This is a genomic window from Streptomyces sp. NPDC060031 (genome assembly GCF_042736805.1).
Lineage (GTDB): Bacteria > Actinomycetota > Actinomycetes > Streptomycetales > Streptomycetaceae > Streptomyces.
The window spans coordinates 12,629-36,876 of record NZ_JBHWVM010000045.1 but is presented as its reverse complement, the minus strand read 5'-3'; the positions used below and the strand labels follow the sequence as shown (position 1 = coordinate 36,876).

Here is a 24,248-nt window from a genome sequence, read left to right as displayed (position 1 = left end):
ACCGGCGGTTTCAAGGCCGGCAGTCCGCCTACGGAACGTAGCAAGGAAGACATAACCAGGTAATAAGGAGGTATAGGGGTGGCAAAGCGGCGGAGTGTCGCAGACCGCCCGTCCCGCCCCTCCGGCCGCCGTAACCCGGGGGCCGTACGCGCTGTTGCACAGACGGCGGGTCCACCCGCGGCGCACGCCCCTACCGGCGAATGGAGTCCGATGCCACAGCTGACCGACGAGGCAGTGACCGACGAGGTCCTGACCGATGACCGCGAACGGCCGGGCACCTGGATGACCCCACAGGCGTACGGCGCCTCGCGCGCCGCCCTGTGGACCGGCGCCGTCGTGCTCGTCACGGACGGCGACGGCCGGATCCTCGTCCAGAGCGTCGACTACCGCACCGACCGGCTGCTGCCCGGCGGCGCCGTGGACACGGGCGAGGCGCCCTCCGCCGCGGCGGCCCGCGAGATGTCCGAGGAGCTCGGCATCGAGGGCCGCTACCCGCGCGGCCTCGCCGTCGACTGGATCCCCGCGGACACCCCCTGCTTCCCGCCCGAGATGCGGTTCCCCGGCGAGATCCTCCACGTCTACGACGGCGGCACCTGGAGTCCGGAGCGGATCGACGCGATCCGCCTCCCGGCGCAGGAGGTCACCGGCATCGACTTCGCCGAGCCTGCCGACCTGCCCGCCCTGATGGACCCGGGCGACGCCCGGCGCGCCCTGTCGGCCCTGCGCGCCCGGATCAACGGCGGGGGCGCCGCGCTGCTCGAGGACGGCCGGCCCACCGCCCCCACCGCCCTGGACCGGCTCGGGGTCCTGCGCACCCGCCGCAGCCCCCACCACGGCACCTGGCACGCCGGCCCGGTCCCCGAGCCCCTGCCCGTACGGGACCACACGGGCTGGCTCTTCGCCCCCGACGGCCGGGTCCTGCTCCTGATCGCCCGCGCCACCGGCGCGGCCCACCTCCCGCCCCCGACGGCCGCCGCCACCTCCGGCGCGGCCCCGCTCGGCTACCGGTACGACGCCCCGGGCGCCCACCCGCGCACGGCGGCCCGGCTCACCGCGCTGCCCCCGGGCCCCGACCCGGCGCACGCCCGGCTGCTGGCCACGCCCGAACAGGTCCGGGAGCTCAGCGACTGGGGCCCGGCCGGCCACGACGAGCTCGCCTCGCTCCACACGGCCCGCGCCCGGCTCGGCCTCCCCGCCCCGACCCGCACCCCGCTCACGGAACTCCCGGACCAGGGCATCCGGTGGTGAGCGGGCCTTCCCCGCGGAGGGCGCCGCGAGGGAGGAAATCCGGCCAGTGCGGGGAGCGGTCCCGCAGCATGGGGGGATGAGTGAGACTGCGATCACCTACACCCTGTACATCCAGGCCGACCCCGCCCGGGTGTGGCAGGCCCTGACCGAACCCGCCTTCACCCGCCGGTACTGGGGGCTCAGCTTCGAGACCGACTGGGCGGTGGGCTCGCCGATGGACTGGGTGGAGGGCGGGGCGCGGACCAGCGATCCCGCGCAGGTGGTCCTGGACTGCGTTCCGAACCGCCGGCTCTCCTACGCCTGGCACACCTTCACCCCGCAGTGGGCCGCTTCGGCCGGCATCGGCGAGGAGCTGCGGGCCGAGCTGGCGCGCGAGCGGCGCACGAAGGTGACGTACGAGATCGAGCCGGTGGGCGAGACCCTCGCCCGGCTGACCATCCTGCACGAGGACTTCGAGCCCGGCGGCACGCTGATCGGCATGTGCGGCCGCGCCTGGCCGCTGCTCGCCTCCAGCCTCAAAACGCTGCTGGAGACCGGCGCCCCGCTGCCCGAACCCGGCCACGACACCGAGCTGGGCCACGGCGGATACGAGTCCCACGAAGGCTAGTGCCGCGCCCGCCCCAACCCGACCCGCCCCGACCCGCTCCTGTGATCATGGTGACCGGCCACGAACCAGGAGCGCTGACATGCCACTCCAGCACCACCGCGTCGTCATCACCGCCGCGGGCGCCGCGCGCGCTGACCACGTCGACGTTCAAGTCCATCCCCTGCGAGGAGGCCTGACGGCATGAAGCTGAACGAGGTCCTCGACGCGGCGGCCGAAGGCCGGTTCCCGCCGCCCGACGGCGGTACCACCATCGTCCCGGCGCCGAGCGCGCGCGACAGCGGCGTCATCGCCTTCACCGCGCACACCGTGGTCTTCATGGACGAGGACCCCGACTGGGTGCGCTCCACCCTCGCCTCGGTGGACTGCGACGCGCTGGCCGCCACCATGCACCCGTTCTTCCTGACCGCCCTGCTGGAGCGCACCGGGCGCCGGACCGACACCATCGACCTCCTCACCGTCGCCCGCGCGCTGCCCGGCGATCCGCCGGTGGCGCTGCGGGAGATCGCCGACCGCGACCACCCCCGGGTCGTGCGGGCCCGCAAGCGCCGGGACGAGGTACGGGTCTGGGCCACGGACACGGGCGAGGGAGTGCTCGTCCTCGGCCGCGGCGTCGCGGGCCGCTGGGAAACGGCCATAGAGGTGGACGAGAACGCCCGCCACCGCGGCCTCGGCCGCGACCTGGCACTGGCCGCCCGCCACCTCGTCCCCGACGGCGGGCCCGTCTGGTCGCAGCAGGCCGCGGGCAACGCCCGCAGCGTCCGCGCCTTCCAGGCCGCCGGATTCCGGCCGGTCGGCTCCGAAGCCCTGCTGCTGGCGCCCGCCCCGGACGGCGCCTGACACGCGCGGGGCACGGAGCGGCGTACGGGACCCTGGGCACCCGTCGTCCACCCCTGTCGTGTGGAATGGTCGCCATGGGGAGACGCGAGGACCAGATACTCCGGAACACGCCAGGGCCGGGCCCGGTGCGCCCGCCCGAGGGGACGGCCGCGCCCGAGTACTGGCGCTACGCCAGGCACCTGGACTCCCTGGCGGCCGCGTCAGGCGGGGCGGCGGAAGCCGAGGCGGTGGCCGCCGTACTGCGCGACCCGGACCCGGTGATGGCGGAGAGCGCCGTCGTCACGCACCTGGACCGGCGAGCGGCGCAGCTGTTGGCCGACGACGGCTTCCCCGCCTGGGCGCAGGCCTTGCGGGCCCCGCTCGCAGGCCGTACCTTCGCGGGCCGCCGGCTGCACGAGTGGGTCCTGCTCAAGGCGATCGCCCGGGGCGAGCCGTGGTCGGACGAGGAGCTCACCACCGCCTCCGACTGGTGCCAGCGCACGGCCGCCCGGTCACTGGCCTCGGACCGGGCGCTGAGCCTGCTGGCCGCCGCCGCCCGGACCCGCAGCGTCCGCAACACCGCGGCCCGGCGCCTGCTGCGGCGGGCTGCGGTCTGACGGCGTTCCGGCGGCGGGCCGGTGGCGCCGCGGCCACGGCCGGGCGGCGGTCCGACGGCTCTTCGCCGAATCCGGTTGCCACGGCCGCGGCGCGCTCGTGAGGATGACGTCATGCCTGCCTTCAGCGCACCCGACGGAACCCAACTCGCTTACCACGTGGTCGGCGAGGGCGAACCACTGATCTGCCTGCCGGGCGGCCCCATGCGGGCCTCCGCGTACCTCGGCGACCTCGGGGGAGTGTCGAAGCGGCGCCGGCTGATCATGCTCGACCTGCGCGGCACGGGCGACTCCGCCGTCCCGGCCGACCCGGCCACCTACCGCTGTGACCGGCAGGTCGAGGACGTCGAAGCCCTGCGCCGCCATCTCGGCCTGGAACGGGCCGACTTCCTGGCCCACTCCGCCGCCGGCGATCTCGCCCTGCTGTACGCGGCCCGCCACCCCGAGCGCGTCCGCAGCCTGGTGCTGGTCACCGCCCGGGCCCGGGCCATCGGCATCGACTTCACCGCGGAGCACCGCCGGGAGGCCATGGACCTGCGCGCGGCCGAACCCTGGTACGCGATGGGCCGCCCGGCGGGGGACGCCGTCTGGGCCGGTACCGCGACGGAAGCCGACTGGGACGCCATGGTCCCCTTCCAGTACGGCCGTTGGGACGCCGCCGCGCGGGCGCACGCCGCGGCCGAGGTCGAGCAGTCCAACGAGGAGGCGGGCGATGTCTACGCCTCCGCCGGAGCCTTCGAGCCGGCCGTCACGCGTGCCGCCATCATCGCCCTGGAGGTGCCGGTGCTGATCCTGGCCGGCGAGCTGGACAGCGGCCCCCGGCCGCGCGTCGCCCGGGCCGTCGCGGAGTGGTTCCCCCGGGCCGAGGTGGCGGTCCAGGCGGGCACCGGCCACTACCCGTGGGTCGATGACCCGGCCGCCTTCGCGCGGACGGTCCTGACCTTCCTCGACGAGGTGATCGGAAGGGGCGGGAGGAAGCGGCCCCACTGATTCCATCCATACACCTCGCACCCCTCGTCATTCACCTGTGTGGGGGCTTATGGTCTGCCTACCTGGCCGGGTAACCGAGTTGGACCGATGCCGCTCCAATGGAGGATGACTCTCCGTGTCACACGTTTCACAGGCTCCCGTCACCACCCCCGACGCGGCCCCCGCACCGCCCGCACCCCGGGCGTACAGCGAGGTCAAGGGGTGGTTCTCGGCCTATGACCAGGTGCTTTTCGACTGGTTCCTGACCCGCCAGGCCGACGACGCCGCGCAGCGCGGCGACCTCCTGGAGCTGGGCGCCTTCATGGGAAAGAGCGCGATCTTCCTCGGCCGGTACCTTCGGGACGGCGAGGAGTTCACCGTGTGCGACCTGTTCGACTCGCCGCCGCCCGACGACTCCAACCTCGCCGAGATGCGGGGCTCGTACCCCACGCTCACCCGCCGCGGGTTCGACACGAACTACCTGACCTTCCACGAGGCGCTGCCGACCGTCGTCCAGGCACCGACCTCCGTGGTCGCCGACCGGGTCCGTCCCGACAGCTGCCGCTTCGTCCACATCGACGCCTCCCACCTGCACGAGCACGTGGTCCAGGACATCGAGTCCTCGCGCATCGTGGCCGCCCCGGGAGCGGTGATCGTCTTCGACGACTACCGCTCCGCCCACTGCCCCGGCGTCGCCGCCGCCGTCTGGGCCGCCGTGGCCACCGGCGGGCTGCGCCTGATCTGCGTGTCCGCCTCGAAGCTCTACGCGACCTGGGACGACCCCATGCCCCACCAGGCGGCGCTGCTCACCTGGCTGGAGGGCCGTACGGACCTGTGGCACGGCGTGGACGTGATCGACGGCCGGCCGCTGGTCCGGATCGGTGACGAGGGAGTCGTCGCCCCGGCGCCCCCGCAGCCGCTGCGCGCCGCCCCCGAGCCCGCCGCCGCGGCTCCCGCGAAGGCCCCCGGGCCCCGGCCCGGGGCCGGCTGGCGCAGACTGGCCAAGGACCTGCTCCCGCCGGTCGTCACCCGCGCGATCGTGGCCCGCCGGCGCGCACGCCGCTGACGACGACGCACGAGGGCAACGCGAAGGTGCCGGCCCCCATGCGGGGGCCGGCACCTTTCACGTACGCGTCACTTGCCCCGGCGCACCCGAGCCGCGGCGCGGGCCTCGGCGGCCTGGCGGGCCTCGATCGTCTTGCGCGACTCCTTGCCCCGCCCGGGCCGGATCCCGATGCCGCGGAAGCCGAGGTCCGAGCCCGAGGGCTTGCCCTTGGCGTCGGTCGGCGCGGCGCCCGCCAGCGGAACCCCGGACGGGGCCTTCGCGCCGGTGATGCGGCTCAGCGCGGCCTCGCCGGAGCGCACCTGCGTGATCGTCGGACGGAGCTTGGCATCGGCCATCAGCCGCACCATGTCGCGGCGCTGGTTCGGCGTGACCAGGGTGACGACCCTGCCGGACTCGCCGGCGCGCGCCGTGCGGCCGCCCCGGTGCAGGTAGTCCTTGTGGTCGGCGGGCGGGTCCACGTTGACGACGAGGTCGAGGTCGTCGATGTGGATGCCGCGCGCGGCGACGTTGGTCGCGACCAGGACCGTGATCAGACCGTCCTTGAACTGTCCGAGGGTCCGGGTGCGCTGTGGCTGCGACTTGCCGCTGTGCAGCCCCTCCGCCCGTACGCCCATGGCCCGCAGGTGCTTCACGAACTGGTCGACGCCGTGCTTGGTGTCCAGGAACATCAGCACCCGGCCCTCGCGGGCGGCGATCTCGGTGGCCGCCGTGACCTTGTCGGCCGCGTGGATGTGCAGGACGTGGTGGTCCATCGTGGTGACCGAGGCCGCCGACGGGTCCACGGTGTGCGAGACCGGGTCCTTGAGGTAGCTGCGGACGAGCTGGTCCACATTGCGGTCCAGGGTGGCCGAGAACAGCATCCGCTGCCCGGCGTGGTGCACCTGGTCCAGGATCTCCGTGACCTGCGGCATGAAGCCCATGTCACACATCTGGTCCGCCTCGTCGAGCACCGTGATCTTCACGCGCTCCAGGTGGACGTCGCGCCGCCCGACCAGGTCGCTCAGGCGGCCGGGAGTGGCGACCACGATCTCGACGCCCGTGCGCAGGGCCGCGGTCTGGCGGCCGATGGACAGACCGCCGACCACCGTGACCATCCGCAGCTTCAGGGCCTGTGCGTACGGGGTCAGCGCCTCGGTCACCTGCTGCGCCAGCTCGCGCGTCGGTACGAGGACCAGCGCCAGGGGCCGCTTCGGATCCGCCTGCTCGCCCGCCGTGCGCGCCAGCATGGCCAGGCCGAAGGCCAGCGTCTTGCCGGAGCCGGTCCGGCCGCGGCCGAGGATGTCCCGGCCCGCGAGGGAGTTCGGCAGGGTCGCCGCCTGGATGGGGAAGGGCTCCGTCACCGCCAGCTCGGCCAGCGTCCGCACGAGCTCCTGGGGCAGGTCGAGCTCGTCGAACGACTTCACGGGCGGCAGCGCCGGGACGGTCGTCGCGGGCATCGCGAACTCGCCCCGCAGGGGAGCGGTCCGGGGGGTTTTGCCGCCGCCCTTGCCACCGCTCCTGGGGCCTGCCTTGGTTCCGGCCTTGACGCCGAAACGCCCGTGAGGTGACGGGTTCTTCATGCAGAACCTTCCGCGAAGTCGTGAAAGGAAGAAATTTTACCATCGGACCCGCGACCCGGCGGGGGCGCGGGGGACGGGGACACCGCCTACGGCCACGGGACCCATCCGGCTCGGCCCACCCGGGACACCGTCGCGCGCGCCGGCCCGTGCCGAAAGCGTCTTGGTCCCTCGTTTCACGGACGGTGCGACCAAAGGTTCGATTCATTCAGTGCACCCCGGTTGGCCGCGCTTGGCGTGTGGCGGGGGCGACCTGCGGGCAGGATCGAGACGGCCGCACGTGCGGCCCGCGTGGAACGTTGAGAAGGATCAGCACAGATGGCAACTGGCACCGTGAAGTGGTTCAACTCGGAGAAGGGATTCGGCTTCATCCAGCAGGACGACGGCGGCCCCGACGTGTTCGTGCACTTCTCCGCCATCCAGACGACCGGCTTCAAGGAGCTGGCCGAGGGCGCGAAGGTCGAGTACAGCGTGACCCAGGGCCCCAAGGGTCCTCAGGCGGAGCAGGTGGTCACCATCGGCTAGCGCCGCTTCACGAGTCCAGTCCGTGAGGTGAGCCCCGCCGGATGCCCGGCGGGGCTCGCGCGTGCGCGGTGCGGGAACCGGGCGGAAGTCAGCCCGCCCGGTGCAGGGCCAGCAGCAGCGCCCACAGGCGGTCGGCGAGTTCGGCCGGCTGCGCCGGGACGAGGCCGTGCAGCCAGTCCGCGAGCACCCCGGTGAAGGCGGCCGCCACCGCGGAGGCGACCAGGTCCGGGCGCGGGGCGCCGACCGCCGCGCGCTCGGCGCGCGCGCGGGCCCGCAGTTCCCGGTGCAGGCGCTCGCCGAGCGGGCCGCCGCCGCCCGGCAGGAGCAGGGTGCGGTAGAGCGGTGCCCGGTCGGCCGCGCCCCCGAGGAAGTCGGCCAGGTCGGCCGGGGGGCGGGCCGGGGCGACCGACCCGGGGCCCGTCTGCCAGGCGTGCAGGGCGTCGACCGCCGCGTGCACCACGTCGGCGCAGGCGTCCACCGCGAGCGCGGTGAGGTCCTCGTAGTGCAGGTAGAACGTGGCGCGCCCGACCCCGGCCCGGCGGACCACGGCCGAGACGCTGACCTCGGCCAGCGGCCGGTCCGCGCACTCCGCGAGGAGGCTCTCGCGCAGGCGTGCCGTGGTCCGGGCGGTACGGGGATCCGTGCGCGGGTCCCCGGCGCTCATGCGGCGAGCAGGGCCGCGCCCAGGGCGAGGGCGCCGGGCAGGGCCTGCGCGATCAGGATCCGCCGGTTGGCGGTCGCGGCTCCGTACACCCCGGCGACGATCACGCAGACGAGGAAGAAGATCTGCGTCGCGAGCGAGTCGATGGCGAGCGACCAGACCAGGCCGGCCGCGAGGAACCCGTTGTAGAGGCCCTGGTTGGCGGCGAGCGGCGCGGTGAGCTCGGCGGTGTCCGCGTCGAAGCCCGACAGCGCCCGGCCGGGCGGCCGCTGCCACAGGAACATCTCCAGGACCAGGAAGTACGCGTGCAGCGCGGCGACGGCGCCTATGAGGACCTGAGCGACCGTGTGCACGGCCACCTCCCTTGGTTTCCCGTGGATTACGGACGTTGATTTCCTGGACAACTGTACAGGAAGTCGGGAAGGGGATGGCCGGTCGGTAGGCCGTGAGGGCACGGATACCCTGACCGCATGACCGTGCTCGTATACGAAGACTTCGGCGCAGGCCGCCACCGCGAGAGTTCGCTGATCCGCCACGCCCTCGGGAGCGTGCACGACGAGGTGCTGGTCGCGGGCCTCGCGGGCGGGGTCGGCTTCATGTATTTCGTGTTCGAGTACGCCGGCCGGCCGCCGATCGCGACGATCGTCGCGCAGGCCCACCCCCACCCCTGGGTGCAGACGGCTCTGAGCCGGCTGCACGTCCCGTACCTGGCCACCACCAGCGCCAAACCCCGCCTGAACCGGGTGTGCGGCGCGCTCGACGCCGGGCTGCCGGTGTTCTGCGTCGTCGACCGGTCGGGGCTGCCGTGGCACGAAGCGGCCGAGAGCCCCGAGGTGGCCTCCGCCGATCCGTACACCGTGGTCGTGGCGGGGTACGAGGGCGACACCTTCTACGTCGAGGACGGGGCGGACACTCCCTACGAGATCGGCCGGGAGGAGTTCGGCGCCGCCTGGTCCGGGCACCGCAAGGGGCGCCACCAGATGATCGTCCCCACCGGCCCGCCCGACGGCGAGCCGGACCTCGACGAGGCCATCGCCACCACGCTCGGCCGCCTCACCGGGCCCGTGCTCGGCAACCACTTCGACGTGAACTTCGGCTTCTCCGGCATGGAGACGTTCGCGGCCCAATTGCGCGACACCCGTACCGCGACGGGCTGGGAGCGGCGCTTCGGCGTCTCCCCGGAGGCCCTGGGCGCGGGCATGCGGCGGCTGCACTCCTGCCTGGAGGAGCAGTGGACCGCCCCCGGCGCGACCCGGCCGCTGTACGCCGACTTCCTCGACCTCGCGGGCAAGCCGGAGGCGGCGGAACTCTTCCGGGACTCCGGCCGGCAGTGGTCGAGCCTCGCCGAGCTGGCCCGTACGGCCGATCCGGCGGCGGACGAGGCGGACCGCCGGGTCCTCTTCGACGCGTGCGCGGACCGGGTGGACGGGGCGCTCGCGCTGGAGCGGCGGGCCGCCGAAATCCTGAGCAAGGGCTGATCCGCCGGATCCGCCGGATCCGCCCCTGCCCAGGCCGGCCCGGGCCGCTCGTTCAGGCCGAGCGGCTCACGGCTCGACCACGGAGATCGCGGAGACCGGGCAGGCGCGGGCGGCCTCCCGCACGAGCCGGCTCCCGTTGCCGTCCTCGTGGCCCGGGACCAGCTCGCTGAACCCGTCGTCGTCCTGCGTGAACACCTCGGGCGCCGTGAGCGCGCACTGGCCGGCGCCGATGCAGACGGCCGTGTCGATGTCGATGCGCAGGGAGATCACGTCCCTCACCACGCCACGGGGAGTTCGACCATGCCCTGGATGGTGTCCCCGGGCCTGAAGGGGATCCGGTCAGGGTCGGCCGCCAGCCGCAATCCGGGCAGCCGCTCGAAGAGGGTGCCCAGCGCGATCTCCATCTCGGCCCGGGCCAGGTTCTGCCCGAGGCACTGGTGGACGCCGAAACCGAAGGCCAGGTGGTGCCGGGTGGGCCGGTGCCAGTCCAGGGCGTCGGGTTCCTCGAAGACCGCCCCGTCGCGGTTGATCACCGAGGTGGAGAACACCACTCCGTCGTCCGGGCGGACCGTGACCCCGCCGATCTCGATGTCCTCGGTGGCGACCCGCAGCATCCCGTCCGCGATGGACAGGAACCGCATCAGCTCCTCCACCGCCGCCGGGAGCAGCGACGGGTCCGAGCGCAGCTCGGTCAGTTGTTCCGGGTGGTTGAGCAGGGTGAACGTACCGAGGGAGATCATGTTCGCCGTGGTCTCGTGGCCCGCGATCAGCAGGATCGCGGCCAGCGAGACCAGTTCGTCGACATCGGTCTCGCCCGGCTCCAGCCGCTGGGCGACGAGCTCGTCCAGGAGCCCGTCGCCCGGGTCGCGGCGCTTGCGCTCGATCAGCTCGCGCAGGTACCCGTTGATCTGCTCCCGGGCGTCCTCGACATCGGCCCTCTCCGGCCCGCGCAGCAGCCGGCGCGACTGTCCCTCGAAGAACTCGTGGTCCTCGTAGGGGACTCCGAGCAGCGCGCAGATCACCATCGACGGCACCGGCAGCGCGAAGGCGCTGACCAGCTCCGCCCGTGGGCCGCGCGCCACCATCTCGTCGATCAGCCGGTCCACGGTCTCCTGGATCCGGGGCCGCAGGACGGCGGTCCTCTTCAGCGTGAAGCTCGGGATCAGCATCCGGCGCTGGGTGTTGTGCTCGGGATCATCCACCCCGAGCAGGGCGGTGCGCCGGTCCTGGAGGCCGATGAAGCGCCTGCTGGGCAGGGGGAAGGCGGCGTTCTGCCGGTTGGCGGAGAGCCGTGGGTCGGTGAGCAGGGCACGGGCCTCGGCGTGCCCGGTCACCATCCACACCGAGCGGCCGTCGAAGAGGGAGACCCGGGAGAGCGGCCGGCCTTCCCGCAGGGGGGCGTAGGCGGCCGGCGGGTGGTAGGGGCAGGTTCGGTCCTGGGGGAAGCCGATGGGTTCGACTTCGGGCGCATCGGGTTCGGACGCAGTGGATTCGGACACAACGGGTTCGGACATGCAGCACCTCGCAGCGTGGTTCCGTCTCGCCAGGCCCATTACATGCCCTAGGCACCTATCCCACCTATGCCCCTTTCGGCCAGATCGGACATGTTCGCCCGGAGGGCCCATCCCGCCCCCGGCCGGGACTACAGGTGCGCGTCCAGGAACTCCCGGAACTCCTCGCGGGTCATCGGTCCGGCCTGGCTCGCCACCGCCTCGCCGTCCTTGACGAGGACGGCCGTCGGGGCGCCGGTCACGCCGTACCGCCTGGTCGCCCCGGGGCAGCGGGTGATGTCGGTACGCACCGCGGTCAGCCGCGGCCCGTACTCCTCGGCCAGCTCGCCGACGATCGCGTCCATCGTCTTGCAGGCCTCGACGGCCTTCGGCCAGCTCCCGCAGAAGTAGGCGAGAACCGGCCCGCCGCCGGCCATCGTGAGGATGAAGTCGAACTCCTGGTCCTCCAGCGGCTGGTGTACCCGACGTGCCATGAGTGGTGCTCCTGCTTCTCGTGCGCGGTGATCCGGACGGCGGACTCCATTGTCAGTGCTGCCTGGGAAGCTGGGTCCATGGACGACAGGATGCTCCGGCGCCGGGTCTACGGCGCCGACCACGACGACCCCGACCCGGGCCCGCGCCCCGGCCACGTCTACGGCGAACTCGTGGGCGGCCCCCTCGACGGGCTCCTCCTGGACATCACCGGCTGGAGCGGGCCCCAACTGGCCGAAGAGGCCCGTCTCCCGACGGAGATAGGGCGTTACGGGGCGGGCGGCCGGGCCCACTACCGCCGCCGCGCGGGCGAAGCGGGGCACTGGGACTGGACGGGCGACAGTCCCTGACCGCACCCCGGCCGCCCCGCGCCGGCGAGCGTTCGCGATCATGAAAATTGGCAGACGGAGTCGGACGGCGGTATCGGGCGGCATGCGGCATGCGGCATGCGGCGTCCTGCGGAGGGATGGAGCGATGGGTCACACCCTGGAGATGAGCACCGGCGACATGCGGGCGGTGATCCGGCTGCTGACGGCGGTGGAGCGGACGCCCGACCAGGAGCGCCGCCTGGGTCTCACGCGCGAGCGGTGCGCGCGGGCCGACGCCCGTTTCCGCGACGAGGGCATCGAGCTGGGCGTACCGGTCACCCAGGCCCTGGAGGAGCTGCTGGAGGGCCGCCCCACCGCGGACATGGAGCCCGGTTACACCTACGCCTTCCAGGCGCTGGTCGCCGGGCACTTCTCCGACACCTACCACCTCGGCTACTGGCGGCGGCCGTCCTGGTTCCACACCGTCGACGAGGAGATGACCCGGCACGGGGTACCCGCCGATCTCGCTCCGGCCGCGCTGCTGTTCGGCGGCCCGCCGGTACGGATCCCGCACCCGGGCGACGCCACCCCGTGGATGGGCACCTTCCCGGCCTCCCGCGCCGCCGAGCTCGTGGCGGCGTACGAAGCGGTCCTCGACCGGCTCGACGAGGAGGTCCGGGAGACCGCCGAGGTGTTCCTCGAACCCATGCGGGTCGAGGCCGAGGAGTGGGAGGCGACCAAGAAGGCGGGCCGGACCCAGGACACCGTCTTCTTCTGGCTCTGCTGAGCCGGCCCGTGTCGGCCGGTGGCTCAGCCGCGGCTCACGCTGCGGGCCCACAGGACGAGCGGGATCTGCAGGGGCAGCCGGGCGATCGTCGCCGCCCGCGCGCCCGCGGAGCCGTGGCGCGCGTCCACGGCCATCTTGACGTTCGCCGGGAACACGCCGACGAAGAACGCCGCCGTCGCCAGCGCCGCCGCACGCCGCGTACGCGGGTGGGCGACCCCGGCGGCCAGCACCAGCTCCGCCACCCCGCTCGCGTACGTCCACTGCCGCGGGGTGCCGGGCAGCGAGCGCGGGACGGTCGCGTCGAACTGCCCCGGCGCGACCGCGTGTGCCACCGCGGCGCCGGCCAGCAGGCCGGCGAGCAGGGCGGGGGAGGAGGGGGTGCGCGGCATCGGGGGATCCTCTCCGAGGGACTGGGCCCGGCGATCCTACTCGCCGGTAGCCCGGCGGGCGGGGCCTTGGGACCCGGGAAACCGCCCGGTGGCCGCTCCGGAAGATTCCTCGAAGAATTTCCCGGGGAGCTGTCGATCCGGACCCCTCCCGTTCGACGCAGGGGTGAGAGGCAGGGACAGCCCCCGCCCCCCGACCGAGGAGTCACCATGCCGCGCTTCCTGACACTGATCCGCATCGACGAGCAGAACCTGCCCACCGAGGCCTTCCCGGCCGACTTCGAAAAGCGCATGGGCGCGCTGCTCGAGGAGATCACCAAGGCCGGGGTCATGCTCGACACGGCCGGACTGCTGCCCACCTCCCAGAGCACCCGGCTCAGCTGGTCCGGCGGGAAGATCAGCTACACCGACGGCCCCTTCACCGAGACCAAGGAGGTCGTCGGCGGCTACTCCCTCATCCAGTGCAAGGACAAGGCCGAGGCCATCGAATGGACCAAGCGGTTCCTGGAGATCCACCCGGCGCACTGGAACGTCGGCGCCGAGGTCCGGCAGATCGAAGAGATGTGAGCCGCCGCGGGGCGCCGCGCCGGTGCCCCCGGCGCTCGCCCTGTGCTCGCCCCGCGTCTGCCCCGCGTTTGCCCTGCCACGTCACGGCTGCTCTGATGGGTGGCCGTGACGGCAGCGAGTACGGCCCAGGCGGTCGAAGCGGTGTTCAGGATCGAGTCCGCGCGCATCATCGCCGGCGTGGCCCGGATCGTGCGCGACGTCGGCATCGCCGAGGAGCTCGCACAGGACGCCCTCGTCGCCGCCCTGGAACAGTGGCCGCGGACGGGCGTCCCCGACCGGCCGGGCGCCTGGCTCATGGCCACCGCCAAACACCGCGCGATCGACCTCGTCCGCCGCAAGGAGACCTACGCGCGCAAGCTCGCCGAGGTCGGCCGGAGCCTGGAGGACGCACCGCCGCCCGCCGAGCCGGCCGACCCGCAGGACATCGACGACGACCTGCTCCGGCTGATCTTCACCGCCTGCCACCCGGTGCTCGCCACCGAAGCCCGCATCGCGCTCACCCTGCGCCTGATGGGCGGCCTCACCACCCAGGAGATCGCCCGCGCCTACCTCACCACCGAGCCGACCGTCGCCCAGCGGATCGTCCGGGCGAAGCGGGCGCTCGCCAAGGCCGGGGTGCCGTTCGAAGTCCCGTACGGAGCCGACCGCGAGGAGCGGCTCGCCTCCGTACTGGAGGTCATCTACCTCGTCTTCAACGAGGGCTACTCGGCGACCGCCGGAGCCGACCTCGTCCGCCCCGCCCTCTGCGAGGACGCGCTGCGGCTGGCCCGCGTCCTCGCCGGTCTGATGCCCAAGGAACCCGAGGTGCACGGGCTGGTGGCGCTCCTGGAGTTCCAGGCCTCCCGGATCGCCACCCGCACCGGCCCCGACGGCGAGCCGGTGCTCCTCGCCGACCAGAACCGGGCCAAGTGGAACCGCATGCTGATCCGCCGCGGAGTCCAGGCCATGCACCGGGCCGGCACCGGCCCGTACTCCCTCCAGGCCGCCATCGCCGGCTGTCACGCGGACGCGCTCCGCTACGAGGACACGGACTGGCGGACCATCGCCGCGCTCTACGCGCGGCTGGTCGAGCTGATCCCGTCGCCGGTGATCGAGCTCAACCGTGCGGTCGCCGTCTCCATGGCCGAGGGGCCCCGAGCGGCGCTCGTGCTGGTGGACGCGCTGGCGGCGGAACCGGCCCTGCGCGCCTACCACTTGCTGCCGAGCGTACGGGGAGACCTGCTGGAGCGGCTCGGCCGGCGGGCCGAGGCCCGCGCGGAGTTCGAACGGGCCGCCTCCCTCACGCGCAACGCGCGCGAGCAGGCCCTGCTGCGGCAGCGCGCCGCCCGCCTCCTCGACGGCTGACGCGCCCGGGCCGCCCGGCCGCCGGCCCGTCAGGTGCGACGGCCGTACGCCGTCACGTCGAGGGGGGTGCGCGCGGGCCGGCGCGGCGCGGTCAGCGCGATGGGGCGGCGCAGCGAGCCGTGGCGGGCGATCTCGCGGACCGTGAGCCGCAGCGCCTCCTGGAAGTCGTCCATGGTGCGGCGGGCGACGGGGGTGTCCACGTAGATGGAGTTCATGTGCAGCCCGTCCGCGTCCCGCTGGAACCAGGAGCAGGCACCGTTGGCGCGCGCCGACCACACGTGGGTGGAGGGCCGCCAGTCCTCGTGGCGCTCGGCGCCCGGACACTTGCGCATGTCGATGTACGAGAAGAAGTTCACCGGGTAGGGCCAGGAGCGGGCGGCGAACTCCTCGGGCGCCAGCAGCTCCCAGGCCCGGACGAACGGTACGTCGATATGGCCGATCATCTCGCCGAAGCCGGCCCGCACGGCGGCCATGACCTGGGCGAAGTCCCGGCCCGGCGAGGCGTCGAACTCGATGGGCATGGTGTTGACGAACCAGCCGACCGATCCCGTCCACGAGGCCCGGCCGCGCTCGCTGACCGGCATGAAGCCGCGGTACACACCCGGCCCGCCCGCCTCGCGCAGGCACACGGCGACGGCGGCGAGCACCCCCATGAACGCCTTGCCGTCGACCGCCAGGCAGGCCTTCTCGAACACCTCGGCCTCGCCGGCGTCCAGCAGCGGCGAGGCCTCGTTGACGATCGGGTACATCCGGCCCGGCTCCACGCCCAGTTCGAGCGGGAAGCGCGGGAAGAACTCGCCGCCGCCGCGCGCGATGAACGACTTCCAATAGGCGAGGCGGTCGTCGCCGGCGTCGATGGACAGGTAGCGGCGGCGCTGCTCCTCGGCGAAGTCGAGATAGCTCGGCGCGGGTTCCGCGAGCGGCTCCTCGCCGCGGCACACGGCCTCGTAGGCGCTCTGGACCTCCTGGACCACGATCGGCATCGACAGGCCGTCGCACACGATGTGGTCGAAGGCCAGGTACACGGTCGCGGAATCCTCCCGGAGGACGGCGCCCATCGTGAACAGCGGCCACGACAGGGTGTCGATGCTCCGCTTGAACCGCTCGATCAGGAAGTACTTCAGTGCCTCGGAGGTTTCGAAGGCGGCCACCGGCACGGTGTCGAGGGCGAGTCCGTCGGGGGCGATGGGCGCGCACGCCAGCTCCCCGGCGAGCCGGCGGAACTCGCACCGCAGCACCTCGTGCCGCTGCACGAAGGCAAGCAGCGACCGGGTCAGGGCGTTCTCGTCGAGCGCCCCGCAGACCTCGAAGGTGACCGCGATCCACGACGCGACGGGGTCATCGGCCGCGCGGCTCTCCTCGGCGACGGTGAAGTGCTTGTCCTGGTTGAAGGACGCCCGCCTGTCCGGCTCATCGTCCGGACCGGGGGCCTGCGCCGCCGTGGACCGCAACCGCCACTCGACGACCCGCCCGGGCGCCATGTGGTGCATCTCCAGAGGAAACTGCCGCATTCCGTCATCCCTTCGCCCCCCGAGTCAACCCCCAGCCCCTAACGACACCCGCCCCACGGAAGTGACGGCGCCCACCAGCCGGTTCACCGGCGGGGGAGGAGGGGGCGAGCAGCCGGTGGATCCTGGGGCGGCGGGGTTCGGCCCGCGGGGGGCGAGCCTGGGGCCAGGGGCGGTGGGATGCGAGTTCGTCGGCCAGACGGGTCAGGAAGGCACGGAATTCGGCTGCCTCGTAGGGCCGTTGGTCCGGGTGCGGGGGGAACGTGGCGGCCAGCGGGGGTGCCGCAGACGGACGCCGCACACAGGGCCGCCACCTGGCCGGGCATCGGGTGGTCGGAGATCGGGTGGTCGGAGATCGGCTCGACCTCGAGGGCGAGCGCGTACCGGCGGACCAGCTCGTCCACCGGCTCCAGGCCGTTGCTGTGGTACATCGCCTTGTACAGGATGCCGTTGACCAGCCCCGGCACCCCGCGACTCGATCACCCTGCCGCCGGCCACCGCCGGCCACCGCCATGCCCGACTTCCTAGTGCTCGTCCGGGCGCAGCTCGATGTGGTCCGGGGCGAGGTCGACCGCGACGCGGTGTTCCATGCCCAGGGCTTCCAGGAACTTCTGCGGGAGCTGGACGCGGCCGGTGCGGTCCAGCATGACGTACTCGCGTTCGCTCACCGACTCCTCGCCGTGCTCGTCGGTGACCGTGCGGCGCAGTACCTCGGTGCTCGTGCGGCCGTCGCGCATCGCCACCGTACGGCGGACCTCCCCGGCCACGAGCGGGTCGTGGGTCACGATGACCACCGTCGCGCCCAGTTCCCGGTTGACGGTCCGGAAGGCCTCGAAGACCGCCGACCCGGTCTCGGAGTCCAGCTCGCCCGTGGGCTCGTCGGCGAGCAGCACCGCCGGATCGTTCGCCATGGCCACGGCTATGGCGACGCGCTGCTGCTGGCCGCCCGAGAGCTCGGCCGGGCGCCGCTCGGCGAGATCCCCGATCTCCAGGGCCTCCAGCAGCTCACCGGTGCGGGCCGCGTGCCGCTTGGCCGCGCCGCGCCCGCCGCCCTTCAGCTGCATCGGGAGCGAGATGTTCTGCGCCGCCGTCAGGAACGGCATCAGGTTGCGCGCCGTCTGCTGCCAGACGAAGCCCACCGCCTCCCGGCGGTAGCGCAGCCGGTCCCGCGCGGACATCTCCAGCAGGTCGTAGCCGCCGACGCTCGCCGCGCCGGCCGTCGGCACGTCCAGCCCCGCCAGGATGTTCAGCAGGGTGGACTTGCCGCTGCCCGAGGCCCCGACCAGGGCCATCAGGTCCCCCTGGGCCACCGTCAGTTCCAGACCCTGCAAGGCCTGGACCTCCACCCCCGCCGTGCTGAAGATGCGTACGAGGCGGTCACAGGCGATGGCCGTGTCCGCCCCGTGCCTGCGCGGTTCGGCGGCGGCCAGCGCCTGCTGCCGCAGCTCCTCGTACGTCGGCTGCTCGCTGTTCACCGCTGGTCTCCCGCTCTCAACTCGGTGGTGATCTGTCGCCTGCCGGATATCGCCGCCTCCACGAGCACGGCCGCGGCGACCAGGACGGCCAGGCCCAGCGCCTGGGTCAGCACGGGCCGCACGAGGAGCCGCAGACCGGTCGGCACCGGCGCGCCGACCAGGGTCGAAAGGTCCACCGCCGGACCCAGCAGGGCGACCGCGGCCGCCGCGACGAGACCGCCGCCGAGCGCGGCGGCCACCGCCTGCGGCAGCGACTCGGCCAGGATCAGCAGGACGCCCTGCCGGGGCCGCAGCCCCATCGTGCGCAACCGGGCCAGCAGCGCGGCCCGTTCGGGTGCCGCCCGCAGCAGGGTGAGCAGTACGGACAGCAGCGCGAACCCCGCGACGCCGGCCACGGCAGCCCAGAACAGCCGCCCGGCCGACCGCTGCAGCGGATCCGCGGCGAGTTCGGCGACCTTGGCCGAGCTCGTGCGCACCAGATACTGCGAGGCGTTCGCGGCCGGGGCCTTCGCCCGGACCAGCTCGCTCAACTGCTCCTGGTCGAAGTCACCGAGCGCGAACCACCGGTTGGGCCGCGCGGTCTGCGGCACCGCGGCGGTGACCGGGCCGGCCGGGAGCACCAGGGTGGCGGTGCCGCCCGACAGCGCGGGCGTGCCGTCGACCGTTCCGGCGGACGTGACCTGGAGCTCCCCGCCGTTGCTCAGCCGCAGCTGGTAGGTGCCGGAGGGTCTGCGTCCGGCGAGGTCGCGGCTGAACAGAGCCGGCACCGGGGCGCCCGCGGGGCCGCCCGCGAGCACGGCCGGGTCGAACCCGCCGCGCCCCACCACCCGGGCCACCTCCGCGTAGGAGGCGGGATCGACGACGACGACGTTGACATCGAGGTAGCCCCGGTCGGCGTCGAAGAGGTAGGCGCCGTCGTCGAGCCATACGCTCGACGTCGTCCGTACGCCGGGCAGCGCGGCGGCGGCCTCGGCCAGTTCTTCCGGGACCACGGCCTCGGACGGCGCGGCGATCTGGGCGTCGCCGCCTACGGCCTGCCGGGCCACCTCCAGCCGCGCCGTGTCCACACCCGCCAGCACGGTGGACCCGAACCCGCCGATGGTCACCGCGAGCAGCAGCGCCACCAGCGGCAGCACCGACGGCCGGACCCGACCGCCGGCGCCCCGTGCGGCGCGGGCCAGGCCGAGGAAGCCGATCAGCGCCCGGCCGCGCCCCGCGACTCTGGCCAAGGCTCCCACCAGGGCGGGCTGGAGCCGGGCCAGGAGCAGGCCGCCGCACAGCGCGAGCAGCAGCGGGGCGGCGACCAGCAGCGGATCGATCCCGGCTCCGGCCGGAGCGACCCCGCGCCCGCGCACCTCCAGGACGGCCGCCACCGTCGTGGCGAGGACGAGCAGCTCGCCGACGAGGCGGCGCCGGGGACTGGGCCCGCGCGGCGCCGACAGCAGCACGAACGCCCGCACGGGGAACGCCAGCAGGGCCAGGAGGGTGGCAGCGCTCGCCGCGAGCAGGGTGGCGGTCAGCCGCGGCGTCGCCAGCAGCGCCACGGCGAGCCCCGTCGCGAGCACGGCGGCCGGCAGTACGGTGACGGCTCCCTCCCCGAGCAGCCGTCCCACGATGGAGCGGCGCGATCCGCCGCGGGCCAGCAGCAGCCGCAGCTCGCCCTCGCGCCGGTCCCCGCTGAGCGCGGCGGCCAGGCAGAACACCACGGCGGCCACGCCGGCGACCCCGGCCGGGCCGATCGCGGCGAGCGGCGCGGCGGCCTGCTGCCGGGCCCGGGCCTGGGTGAACAGGTCCGGCAGGCGCGAGGTGATGCGCAGACCGGGGCGGTGGGTGTCCCGGGTCAGCCGCGTGGCCGTCGGGCCGGTGAGGTACGCGGCGAGCTCCTTGGACGTGGCCGGCAGCCGGTCGGCGCGCAGCGCGTCGATGTCCACCGGCAGCCGCCAGAAGTCCGTGGCTCCCTCGCCCCACGGTGCGAGCCGGTCGAGCCGCTCGGTCCCCACCAGAGCCGCGGTCTGCCAGAACGTCTGCGGCACCTTCGTGGCGGTGCGGGCCAGGCAGGCGTGGGTGAGGCAGGGCAGGTCGGTCCAGTACACGTCGTCGTCGTCGACGGCGGTGTAGAGGCCGACGACCTCCGCGGTGGCCGGTCCGGCAGCGGTGGGGGTGGAGTTCAGCACCGTGCCGACCCGGACGCCGAGGGTCTGCGCCGCGCTCTGGGACAGCGCGATCGGCACCGGCCCGTCAGGTGTGCCGGCGCCCGGCCACTGCCCGGCCACCAGCCGGGTGTGGGCGGCGGCCTCGCGCAGGTGCACCAGGCTGAGTTGGGGCGGGATGCCCTCGGGGCGTGCCAGTTCCGGGTTCTCGAGCTGGCGCGCCTTGACCGCCTGGGTGCCGTGGACCGGGCCGCTGGCGGCCAGGGTGAAGCCGGGGCCGATGCGTGAGCGCAGCGTGGCCAGTACGGCGTCCAGGTCCTGCGGGGTCTGTTCCCCGTACCGGGCCGTGGACGTGGCGATCAGGCTGGTCGGGCCGGGGCCACGGGCGTGCAGGAACGCGTGCAGGGCCTGGTCGTTGCCCCGGTCCAGGGCGCGCGGCAGGGCGGCGGCCAGCAGCACGGCGACGAAGGCCAGGGCCGCGCCGAGCAGGGCGGGCGCCGGTGTGGCACGCAGCCGGGTCCGCACCCAGGGCGCGGCCGGCGCGGGCGGGCGGCCGGCGGCGGCCCGCGTTTCCCCGGGCCCGGGCCCGGACCCGTCCGAGGGCGTCGGCGTGGTCGGGCTCTGGATGCTCACATGTCCTCCACGTGCCGCAGCCGGGCGGCCGCGTTCCGGACGGTCCGGTTGCGGCGGCCGCCCAGGACCGCCGACAGCAGCGGCGCCGTGGCGATGGCCGCCGTCAGCAGCAGCGTGCCGACGACCGGCAGGTCCACCAGCACCTCGGGTACGGGGCGGCCCGCGGCGGGCGTCAGCACCATCAGCGGGACCACCAGGTGGACGACGGCCGCGCCCAGACCCAGCCCGACGGTGGTGGCCAGACCCACCAGTAGGCAGCCCTCCACGGCAGCGCTGCGGGCCAGGCCCCGGCGGGGCGCCCCCAGCACCAGCAGCACCGCGAACTCCCGGGCCCGCTCCCGCCCGGCCGCCGCGGCGGAGGCCGCGAAGCCGATCGCGGCCAGCACCGCGCAGGCGGCGGCCAGGGCGGCCAGCGCGCTCTGCGGTCCGGCGCTGAGCGGATCGTCCAGCAGCGCGGCGGCCACCTCCTCGCGCAGTTGCACCTGCTGGGTCCCCCCGGCGGAGCGCAGTGCGGCGGCGGCACGTGCCGGGGCGGTGTCACCGGCGGAGGCGGCCGGCAGCCACCATTCGCCGGCGGGGGGCAGCTCCCGCCCGCCCCCGGCCGCCAACACCCGCCCGGCGGTGGCCAGATCGACGGCCAGTGCGGTGTCGCCCGCGACCGGGAGCGAGCCCACCGCGGCCGTGATCCGTACCGGCACGGAGGCCCCGCCCAGCGGGACGGGCACCACGTCGCCCACGGCCGCGCCGACGGCGGTCAGGTAGGCGCGGGTCGCGATCCCGGGCACCTCGGCGGCGACGGCGCCGCCGGGGGTCAGCCCGAGCTGTACGCCGCCGACGCCGCCGGCGCCGTCCCGGTAGCGCAGCCGCAGCAACTCCGCGGCCCCGGCCTGGGGTGCGAGCAGTTCGGCGGGCTTGGTGCCGTCGGTGAGCGGCGGGGCGTTCAGCTGCCAGGCGGGCGCGGGGGAGGGGACGGGGATGGCCGCGGCCCCGGGCGTTTCGGCGACGGAGATGCGGCGTACCGTCAGCTCGTCGTAGGCCTTGGCCGCGTCGACGGGCGGGGGACCGCCCGGCTCCGACCCGGTGCCGGGCTCCGGCCCCTCGTCATACAGCCTGTCGTGCTCGTACGTGAACACGAGCCCGGCGATGCTCAGCGGGGTGGCGGCCGAACCGAGCGGGGCGCCGACCAGTGCGCCGACGTTCGCGGAGACGACGGCGTCGCCGTTCTCGGGGAGCTGGAGCATCGGAGTCCGGTACGTCAGGCCGAACCGGTCGCGCAGCAGCAGCCCGAGGCGCGGCCGGCCGCCCGCGCCGGTGGGCCGTACGTTCAGGTCGAGGTCGATGCGCTGCGGCCGCCCCGGCAGCACGATGCCGTTCGGGTCCGTGGCGTTCGGGTCCGAGCCGTTCGACGCGCCCGGCGCGAGCGGGGCGAACAGCTCGCGCATCGCACGGCCGTCGCGCAGGTCGGCCCGCAGCGGGACCCGTTCGGCGACGCCGCGGGCGTCCAGCGCGAGCACCTGCCCGGGCCGGCCGCCCGGCAGCTCCTGCTGGGCGCGGATCACGGGGATCACCCGCTCGCCGCCGGGCAGCGTCCCGTACCGGCCCCCGCGCCCCATCGAGGGCAGTTCGCTGCCGGATATCCGCAGGCCGCCGGCGGTGGCGAAGTCCGCCTGGTCGCGCTGGGACGCCGACCAGCCGGACTGCTGGCCTAGGGCGAGGACCCCGCTGGAGACGGCCAGCACCAGCAGCAGCACGGGTCCGGTGGCCCGTCGCGGCCTGCGGGCGAGCTGCCAGCCGACGAGCGCCGGGCCGAGACCGCGGCCCCGGGCGGCGATCCGCCCGCCGAGCCGCGCGGCGAAGGGCAGGATCCGCAGCACCAGCAGGGTGCCCGCGCAGACGGCCAGGGTCGGCGCGGCCACCAGGACCGGGTCGACGCCGAACAGGCCGCCGCGTTCCGCGCCGGTGCCGAGCGGACCGCCGCTGTAGTGGGAGAGCTGCTGGTAGGCGAGGACGGCCAGTACCACCAGCGCCAGGTCGGCGCCGGAGCGGGCGGCTCCCGCGACGAGGGCCTGGCGGCGGCCGGTACGCCGCAGGGCGGCGCCCGCGGCACCGAGCGGGACCGCGGGCAGCGTGGTCAGCGCGACGCACCCGAGGGCGCAGCCGGCCGCCACCGGCCAGAGGGTCCAGGTCATCGACGTGTCCATCGGCACCCGGGCCAACGGGCCGAACCGGCCGAGCAGGCGCAGCAGTGGCGGGGTCAGCAGCGGGGCGAGGACCGCCGCGGGCATCGCGAGCAGCAGCGATTCGGCCGCGGCGAGGGCCCCGAGCCGGCGGCGGGAGGCGCCGCGCGCGGTGAGCAGTACGCGCTCGCCCTCCTGGCGGTCGGTCAGCAGGCGGGCGACGAGCAGCAGCGCGGCCGACGCGAGGACGGCCAGTTGTAGGGCTCCGACCAGCAGGGTGGACCGGGCCACGGTCTGCCCCGATTCCAACTCGCGCAGCAGCGCCGGGAGTTCGCTCCGCACCTGGAGTTGGGTGGTCTGCTGGAAGCGTACGGTCGTGCCGGGCGCCCGGGCCAGGACGGCTTCGGCGTCCGCGCTGGTCACGGCGGCGAAGTCGGGCGTGATGAGCAGGGCGCGGTCGTTCTGCGGCACCCCGCCGGCCGTGAACGCGGAGTCGTCCACGAGCAGCGGCCCGTACGTGGTGAAGCTGCCGACCTGGAGTTCCCGCCCGCCCAGCGGGTCGAGCCGCCAGTACGGGGAGTCGGGTTCGGCCGACTGGTAGACCCCGGTCACCTGCACGGTGAACGGGGCACCGCCGTAACGGTCGTCGAGGCGGACCTCGGCCGGCAGCGTCCCCTCGGTGAGCCCGAGCCGGGCCAGGGCCGTCTTCGGAGCCGCCACCTGGACGGGGCCGCCGGAACCGTTCGGGCTGGCGGGGGCGCCGGCGGGCTGCGGCCACCGGCCCGCGAGGAGGCGTACCCGCTCGTGGTCGAAGGCGGCCAGCAGGGTGAGGTCCGCGTCCCTGCCGGGAGTGCGCGCACCGGGCAGCCCGTACGAGCGGCTGCGCGCCACGCTCTCGACGCCGACCGGCAGCTGCCCGAACAGCTCGCGCGCCAGCGCCCGTACGGCCTCGTCGTCCTTGCCGCGGGCGGCCACCGGATGCCCGCCGGTGACCATGACGGTGCTGCGCGCCCGGCCCGCCGGGTCCTGGAGCGCCTGGCGCAGTCCGGCCTCGCCCACGCCACGGGTGAAAGCGAACAGTGCGGTGAGCACCGTGGTGGTGATCAGTACGGTGAGCAGTACGACGGCGGCGAGCGGCAATCGCCCGCGCAGCCGGCGCACGACGAAGCCGAGCATGTGCCGTTCCCTCCCCGTCCGGACCACTGGCACCGGATAGCGGACGATGCTGTCAGATTCGAACGAGTAGGGGAAGGGATGTGAGTGACCGGTACAACCGGTTGGACAAGTCGGTGGCACGGTTCCGCAAGAGAGCCGTTTCGGACGGCACGTGCCTCGCGCCGAGGGAACCGGCGGGCGGACCCGCGCGTCCCACACGTGCCGACCGCACCAGC

Annotated in this window: 23 protein-coding genes; 12 read left to right on the top strand and 11 right to left on the bottom strand. The window is 74.4% G+C overall.

All coding sequences use genetic code 11. The features are described from left to right. Positions 1–210: 210 nt before the first annotated feature. From ACFWB8_RS20885 to ACFWB8_RS20860, 6 genes are all read left to right on the top strand, one after another. Positions 211–1,248 (top strand): NUDIX domain-containing protein, encoded by a 1,038-nt coding sequence (locus ACFWB8_RS20885; RefSeq protein ID WP_385228894.1) that lies wholly within the window; start codon positions 211–213, stop codon positions 1,246–1,248. A gap of 76 nt (positions 1,249–1,324) precedes the next feature. Beyond that, positions 1,325–1,855, top strand: coding sequence for an SRPBCC domain-containing protein (locus tag ACFWB8_RS20880; RefSeq protein WP_385228891.1), 531 nt, complete (start codon positions 1,325–1,327; stop codon positions 1,853–1,855). A gap of 180 nt (positions 1,856–2,035) precedes the next feature. Next, complete coding sequence (locus tag ACFWB8_RS20875) at positions 2,036–2,692, top strand: GNAT family N-acetyltransferase (RefSeq protein WP_385228888.1); 657 nt, start codon at positions 2,036–2,038, stop codon at positions 2,690–2,692. A 74-nt stretch (positions 2,693–2,766) separates the two neighbouring features. Next, entirely contained in the window at positions 2,767–3,288 is a 522-nt protein-coding gene (locus ACFWB8_RS20870; protein ID WP_385228885.1) for a hypothetical protein, read from the top strand. A 111-nt stretch (positions 3,289–3,399) separates the two neighbouring features. Beyond that, the gene (locus ACFWB8_RS20865; protein ID WP_385228882.1) at positions 3,400–4,275 is read left to right on the top strand and encodes an alpha/beta fold hydrolase; all 876 of its coding nucleotides are present in this window, start codon (positions 3,400–3,402) and stop codon (positions 4,273–4,275) included. Positions 4,276–4,390: 115 nt separating this feature from the next. Then, positions 4,391–5,320 carry a class I SAM-dependent methyltransferase gene (locus ACFWB8_RS20860; protein ID WP_385228879.1) on the top strand — a complete coding sequence of 310 codons (930 nt, stop codon included), beginning with the start codon at positions 4,391–4,393 and terminating at the stop codon, positions 5,318–5,320. A 68-nt stretch (positions 5,321–5,388) separates the two neighbouring features. Here ACFWB8_RS20860 and ACFWB8_RS20855 read toward each other — a convergent pair whose 3' ends face one another. Next, on the bottom strand, positions 5,389–6,879 hold the full coding sequence (locus tag ACFWB8_RS20855; protein WP_385228876.1) for a DEAD/DEAH box helicase: 1,491 nt from the start codon (positions 6,877–6,879) through the stop codon (positions 5,389–5,391). A gap of 315 nt (positions 6,880–7,194) precedes the next feature. Between ACFWB8_RS20855 and ACFWB8_RS20850 the strand changes: the two genes are divergently transcribed. Next, a complete protein-coding gene (locus ACFWB8_RS20850) occupies positions 7,195–7,401 on the top strand; it encodes a cold-shock protein (RefSeq protein ID WP_250739345.1) in 207 nt (68 codons plus the stop codon). Between the two features lie 88 nt (positions 7,402–7,489). Here the strand turns inward: ACFWB8_RS20850 and ACFWB8_RS20845 are convergent, their stop codons facing one another. After that, positions 7,490–8,065 (bottom strand): TetR/AcrR family transcriptional regulator, encoded by a 576-nt coding sequence (locus ACFWB8_RS20845; protein WP_385228873.1) that lies wholly within the window; start codon positions 8,063–8,065, stop codon positions 7,490–7,492. Next, positions 8,062–8,415, bottom strand: coding sequence for a DUF1304 domain-containing protein (locus ACFWB8_RS20840; protein WP_385228870.1), 354 nt, complete (start codon positions 8,413–8,415; stop codon positions 8,062–8,064). Before ACFWB8_RS20840 ends, ACFWB8_RS20845 begins: the two co-directional genes overlap by 4 nt. A gap of 117 nt (positions 8,416–8,532) precedes the next feature. Here ACFWB8_RS20840 and ACFWB8_RS20835 point away from each other — a divergent pair, with 117 nt between their 5' ends. Further along, the gene (locus ACFWB8_RS20835) at positions 8,533–9,540 is read left to right on the top strand and encodes a DUF4872 domain-containing protein (protein WP_385228867.1); all 1,008 of its coding nucleotides are present in this window, start codon (positions 8,533–8,535) and stop codon (positions 9,538–9,540) included. Between the two features lie 66 nt (positions 9,541–9,606). On the opposite strand, the gene ACFWB8_RS20830 is transcribed toward ACFWB8_RS20835, so the two are convergent. The 3 genes from ACFWB8_RS20830 to ACFWB8_RS20820 form a co-directional block, all read right to left on the bottom strand. Beyond that, positions 9,607–9,801, bottom strand: a complete 195-nt coding sequence (locus ACFWB8_RS20830) for a ferredoxin (protein ID WP_385228945.1) — start codon at positions 9,799–9,801, stop codon at positions 9,607–9,609. Between the two features lie 14 nt (positions 9,802–9,815). Beyond that, the gene (locus ACFWB8_RS20825) at positions 9,816–11,054 is read right to left on the bottom strand and encodes a cytochrome P450 (RefSeq protein WP_385228864.1); all 1,239 of its coding nucleotides are present in this window, start codon (positions 11,052–11,054) and stop codon (positions 9,816–9,818) included. A 128-nt stretch (positions 11,055–11,182) separates the two neighbouring features. Beyond that, the gene (locus ACFWB8_RS20820) at positions 11,183–11,524 is read right to left on the bottom strand and encodes a thioredoxin family protein (RefSeq protein WP_385228861.1); all 342 of its coding nucleotides are present in this window, start codon (positions 11,522–11,524) and stop codon (positions 11,183–11,185) included. 78 nt (positions 11,525–11,602) lie between these two features. Here ACFWB8_RS20820 and ACFWB8_RS20815 point away from each other — a divergent pair, with 78 nt between their 5' ends. Beyond that, entirely contained in the window at positions 11,603–11,872 is a 270-nt protein-coding gene (locus tag ACFWB8_RS20815; RefSeq protein ID WP_385228858.1) for a hypothetical protein, read from the top strand. 124 nt (positions 11,873–11,996) lie between these two features. After that, complete coding sequence (locus ACFWB8_RS20810) at positions 11,997–12,617, top strand: hypothetical protein (protein ID WP_385228855.1); 621 nt, start codon at positions 11,997–11,999, stop codon at positions 12,615–12,617. Between the two features lie 23 nt (positions 12,618–12,640). Here the strand turns inward: ACFWB8_RS20810 and ACFWB8_RS20805 are convergent, their stop codons facing one another. Beyond that, positions 12,641–13,006 (bottom strand): hypothetical protein, encoded by a 366-nt coding sequence (locus tag ACFWB8_RS20805; RefSeq protein ID WP_385228852.1) that lies wholly within the window; start codon positions 13,004–13,006, stop codon positions 12,641–12,643. A gap of 207 nt (positions 13,007–13,213) precedes the next feature. Here ACFWB8_RS20805 and ACFWB8_RS20800 point away from each other — a divergent pair, with 207 nt between their 5' ends. After that, the gene (locus tag ACFWB8_RS20800) at positions 13,214–13,570 is read left to right on the top strand and encodes a YciI family protein (protein WP_385228849.1); all 357 of its coding nucleotides are present in this window, start codon (positions 13,214–13,216) and stop codon (positions 13,568–13,570) included. A gap of 99 nt (positions 13,571–13,669) precedes the next feature. After that, on the top strand, positions 13,670–14,914 hold the full coding sequence (locus ACFWB8_RS20795; RefSeq protein WP_385228846.1) for an RNA polymerase sigma factor: 1,245 nt from the start codon (positions 13,670–13,672) through the stop codon (positions 14,912–14,914). A 29-nt stretch (positions 14,915–14,943) separates the two neighbouring features. Here the strand turns inward: ACFWB8_RS20795 and ACFWB8_RS20790 are convergent, their stop codons facing one another. The 4 genes from ACFWB8_RS20790 to ACFWB8_RS20775 all read right to left on the bottom strand — a co-directional run bounded on the left by ACFWB8_RS20790 (position 14,944) and on the right by ACFWB8_RS20775 (position 24,033). Next, positions 14,944–16,425: a condensation domain-containing protein gene (locus tag ACFWB8_RS20790; protein ID WP_385228843.1), complete on the bottom strand. Its 1,482-nt coding sequence runs from the start codon at positions 16,423–16,425 to the stop codon at positions 14,944–14,946. Between the two features lie 521 nt (positions 16,426–16,946). After that, the gene (locus ACFWB8_RS20785) at positions 16,947–17,897 is read right to left on the bottom strand and encodes an ABC transporter ATP-binding protein (protein WP_385228840.1); all 951 of its coding nucleotides are present in this window, start codon (positions 17,895–17,897) and stop codon (positions 16,947–16,949) included. Continuing rightward, positions 17,894–20,680, bottom strand: a complete 2,787-nt coding sequence (locus tag ACFWB8_RS20780) for a hypothetical protein (RefSeq protein ID WP_385228837.1) — start codon at positions 20,678–20,680, stop codon at positions 17,894–17,896. The genes ACFWB8_RS20785 and ACFWB8_RS20780 overlap by 4 nt, the downstream gene beginning before the upstream one ends. Further along, complete coding sequence (locus ACFWB8_RS20775) at positions 20,677–24,033, bottom strand: FtsX-like permease family protein (protein WP_385228834.1); 3,357 nt, start codon at positions 24,031–24,033, stop codon at positions 20,677–20,679. The genes ACFWB8_RS20780 and ACFWB8_RS20775 overlap by 4 nt, the downstream gene beginning before the upstream one ends. Positions 24,034–24,248: the final 215 nt, after the last annotated feature.

What these genes read in the sequence shown, in the direction of transcription:
- ACFWB8_RS20875 (WP_385228888.1), top strand. Translation starts at nt 2,036, where the DNA reads ATGAAGCTGAACGAGGTCCTCGACGCGGCGGCCGAAGGCCGGTTCCCG.
- ACFWB8_RS20885 (WP_385228894.1), top strand. Translation starts at nt 211, where the DNA reads ATGCCACAGCTGACCGACGAGGCAGTGACCGACGAGGTCCTGACCGAT.
- ACFWB8_RS20805 (WP_385228852.1), bottom strand. Translation starts at nt 13,006, where the DNA reads ATGCCGCGCACCCCCTCCTCCCCCGCCCTGCTCGCCGGCCTGCTGGCC.
- ACFWB8_RS20800 (WP_385228849.1), top strand. Translation starts at nt 13,214, where the DNA reads ATGCCGCGCTTCCTGACACTGATCCGCATCGACGAGCAGAACCTGCCC.
- ACFWB8_RS20850 (WP_250739345.1), top strand. Translation starts at nt 7,195, where the DNA reads ATGGCAACTGGCACCGTGAAGTGGTTCAACTCGGAGAAGGGATTCGGC.
- ACFWB8_RS20835 (WP_385228867.1), top strand. Translation starts at nt 8,533, where the DNA reads ATGACCGTGCTCGTATACGAAGACTTCGGCGCAGGCCGCCACCGCGAG.
- ACFWB8_RS20815 (WP_385228858.1), top strand. Translation starts at nt 11,603, where the DNA reads ATGGACGACAGGATGCTCCGGCGCCGGGTCTACGGCGCCGACCACGAC.
- ACFWB8_RS20865 (WP_385228882.1), top strand. Translation starts at nt 3,400, where the DNA reads ATGCCTGCCTTCAGCGCACCCGACGGAACCCAACTCGCTTACCACGTG.
- ACFWB8_RS20790 (WP_385228843.1), bottom strand. Translation starts at nt 16,425, where the DNA reads ATGCGGCAGTTTCCTCTGGAGATGCACCACATGGCGCCCGGGCGGGTC.
- ACFWB8_RS20880 (WP_385228891.1), top strand. Translation starts at nt 1,325, where the DNA reads ATGAGTGAGACTGCGATCACCTACACCCTGTACATCCAGGCCGACCCC.
- ACFWB8_RS20775 (WP_385228834.1), bottom strand. Translation starts at nt 24,033, where the DNA reads ATGCTCGGCTTCGTCGTGCGCCGGCTGCGCGGGCGATTGCCGCTCGCC.
- ACFWB8_RS20820 (WP_385228861.1), bottom strand. Translation starts at nt 11,524, where the DNA reads ATGGCACGTCGGGTACACCAGCCGCTGGAGGACCAGGAGTTCGACTTC.
- ACFWB8_RS20855 (WP_385228876.1), bottom strand. Translation starts at nt 6,879, where the DNA reads ATGAAGAACCCGTCACCTCACGGGCGTTTCGGCGTCAAGGCCGGAACC.
- ACFWB8_RS20845 (WP_385228873.1), bottom strand. Translation starts at nt 8,065, where the DNA reads ATGAGCGCCGGGGACCCGCGCACGGATCCCCGTACCGCCCGGACCACG.
- ACFWB8_RS20825 (WP_385228864.1), bottom strand. Translation starts at nt 11,054, where the DNA reads ATGTCCGAACCCGTTGTGTCCGAATCCACTGCGTCCGAACCCGATGCG.
- ACFWB8_RS20810 (WP_385228855.1), top strand. Translation starts at nt 11,997, where the DNA reads ATGGGTCACACCCTGGAGATGAGCACCGGCGACATGCGGGCGGTGATC.
- ACFWB8_RS20870 (WP_385228885.1), top strand. Translation starts at nt 2,767, where the DNA reads ATGGGGAGACGCGAGGACCAGATACTCCGGAACACGCCAGGGCCGGGC.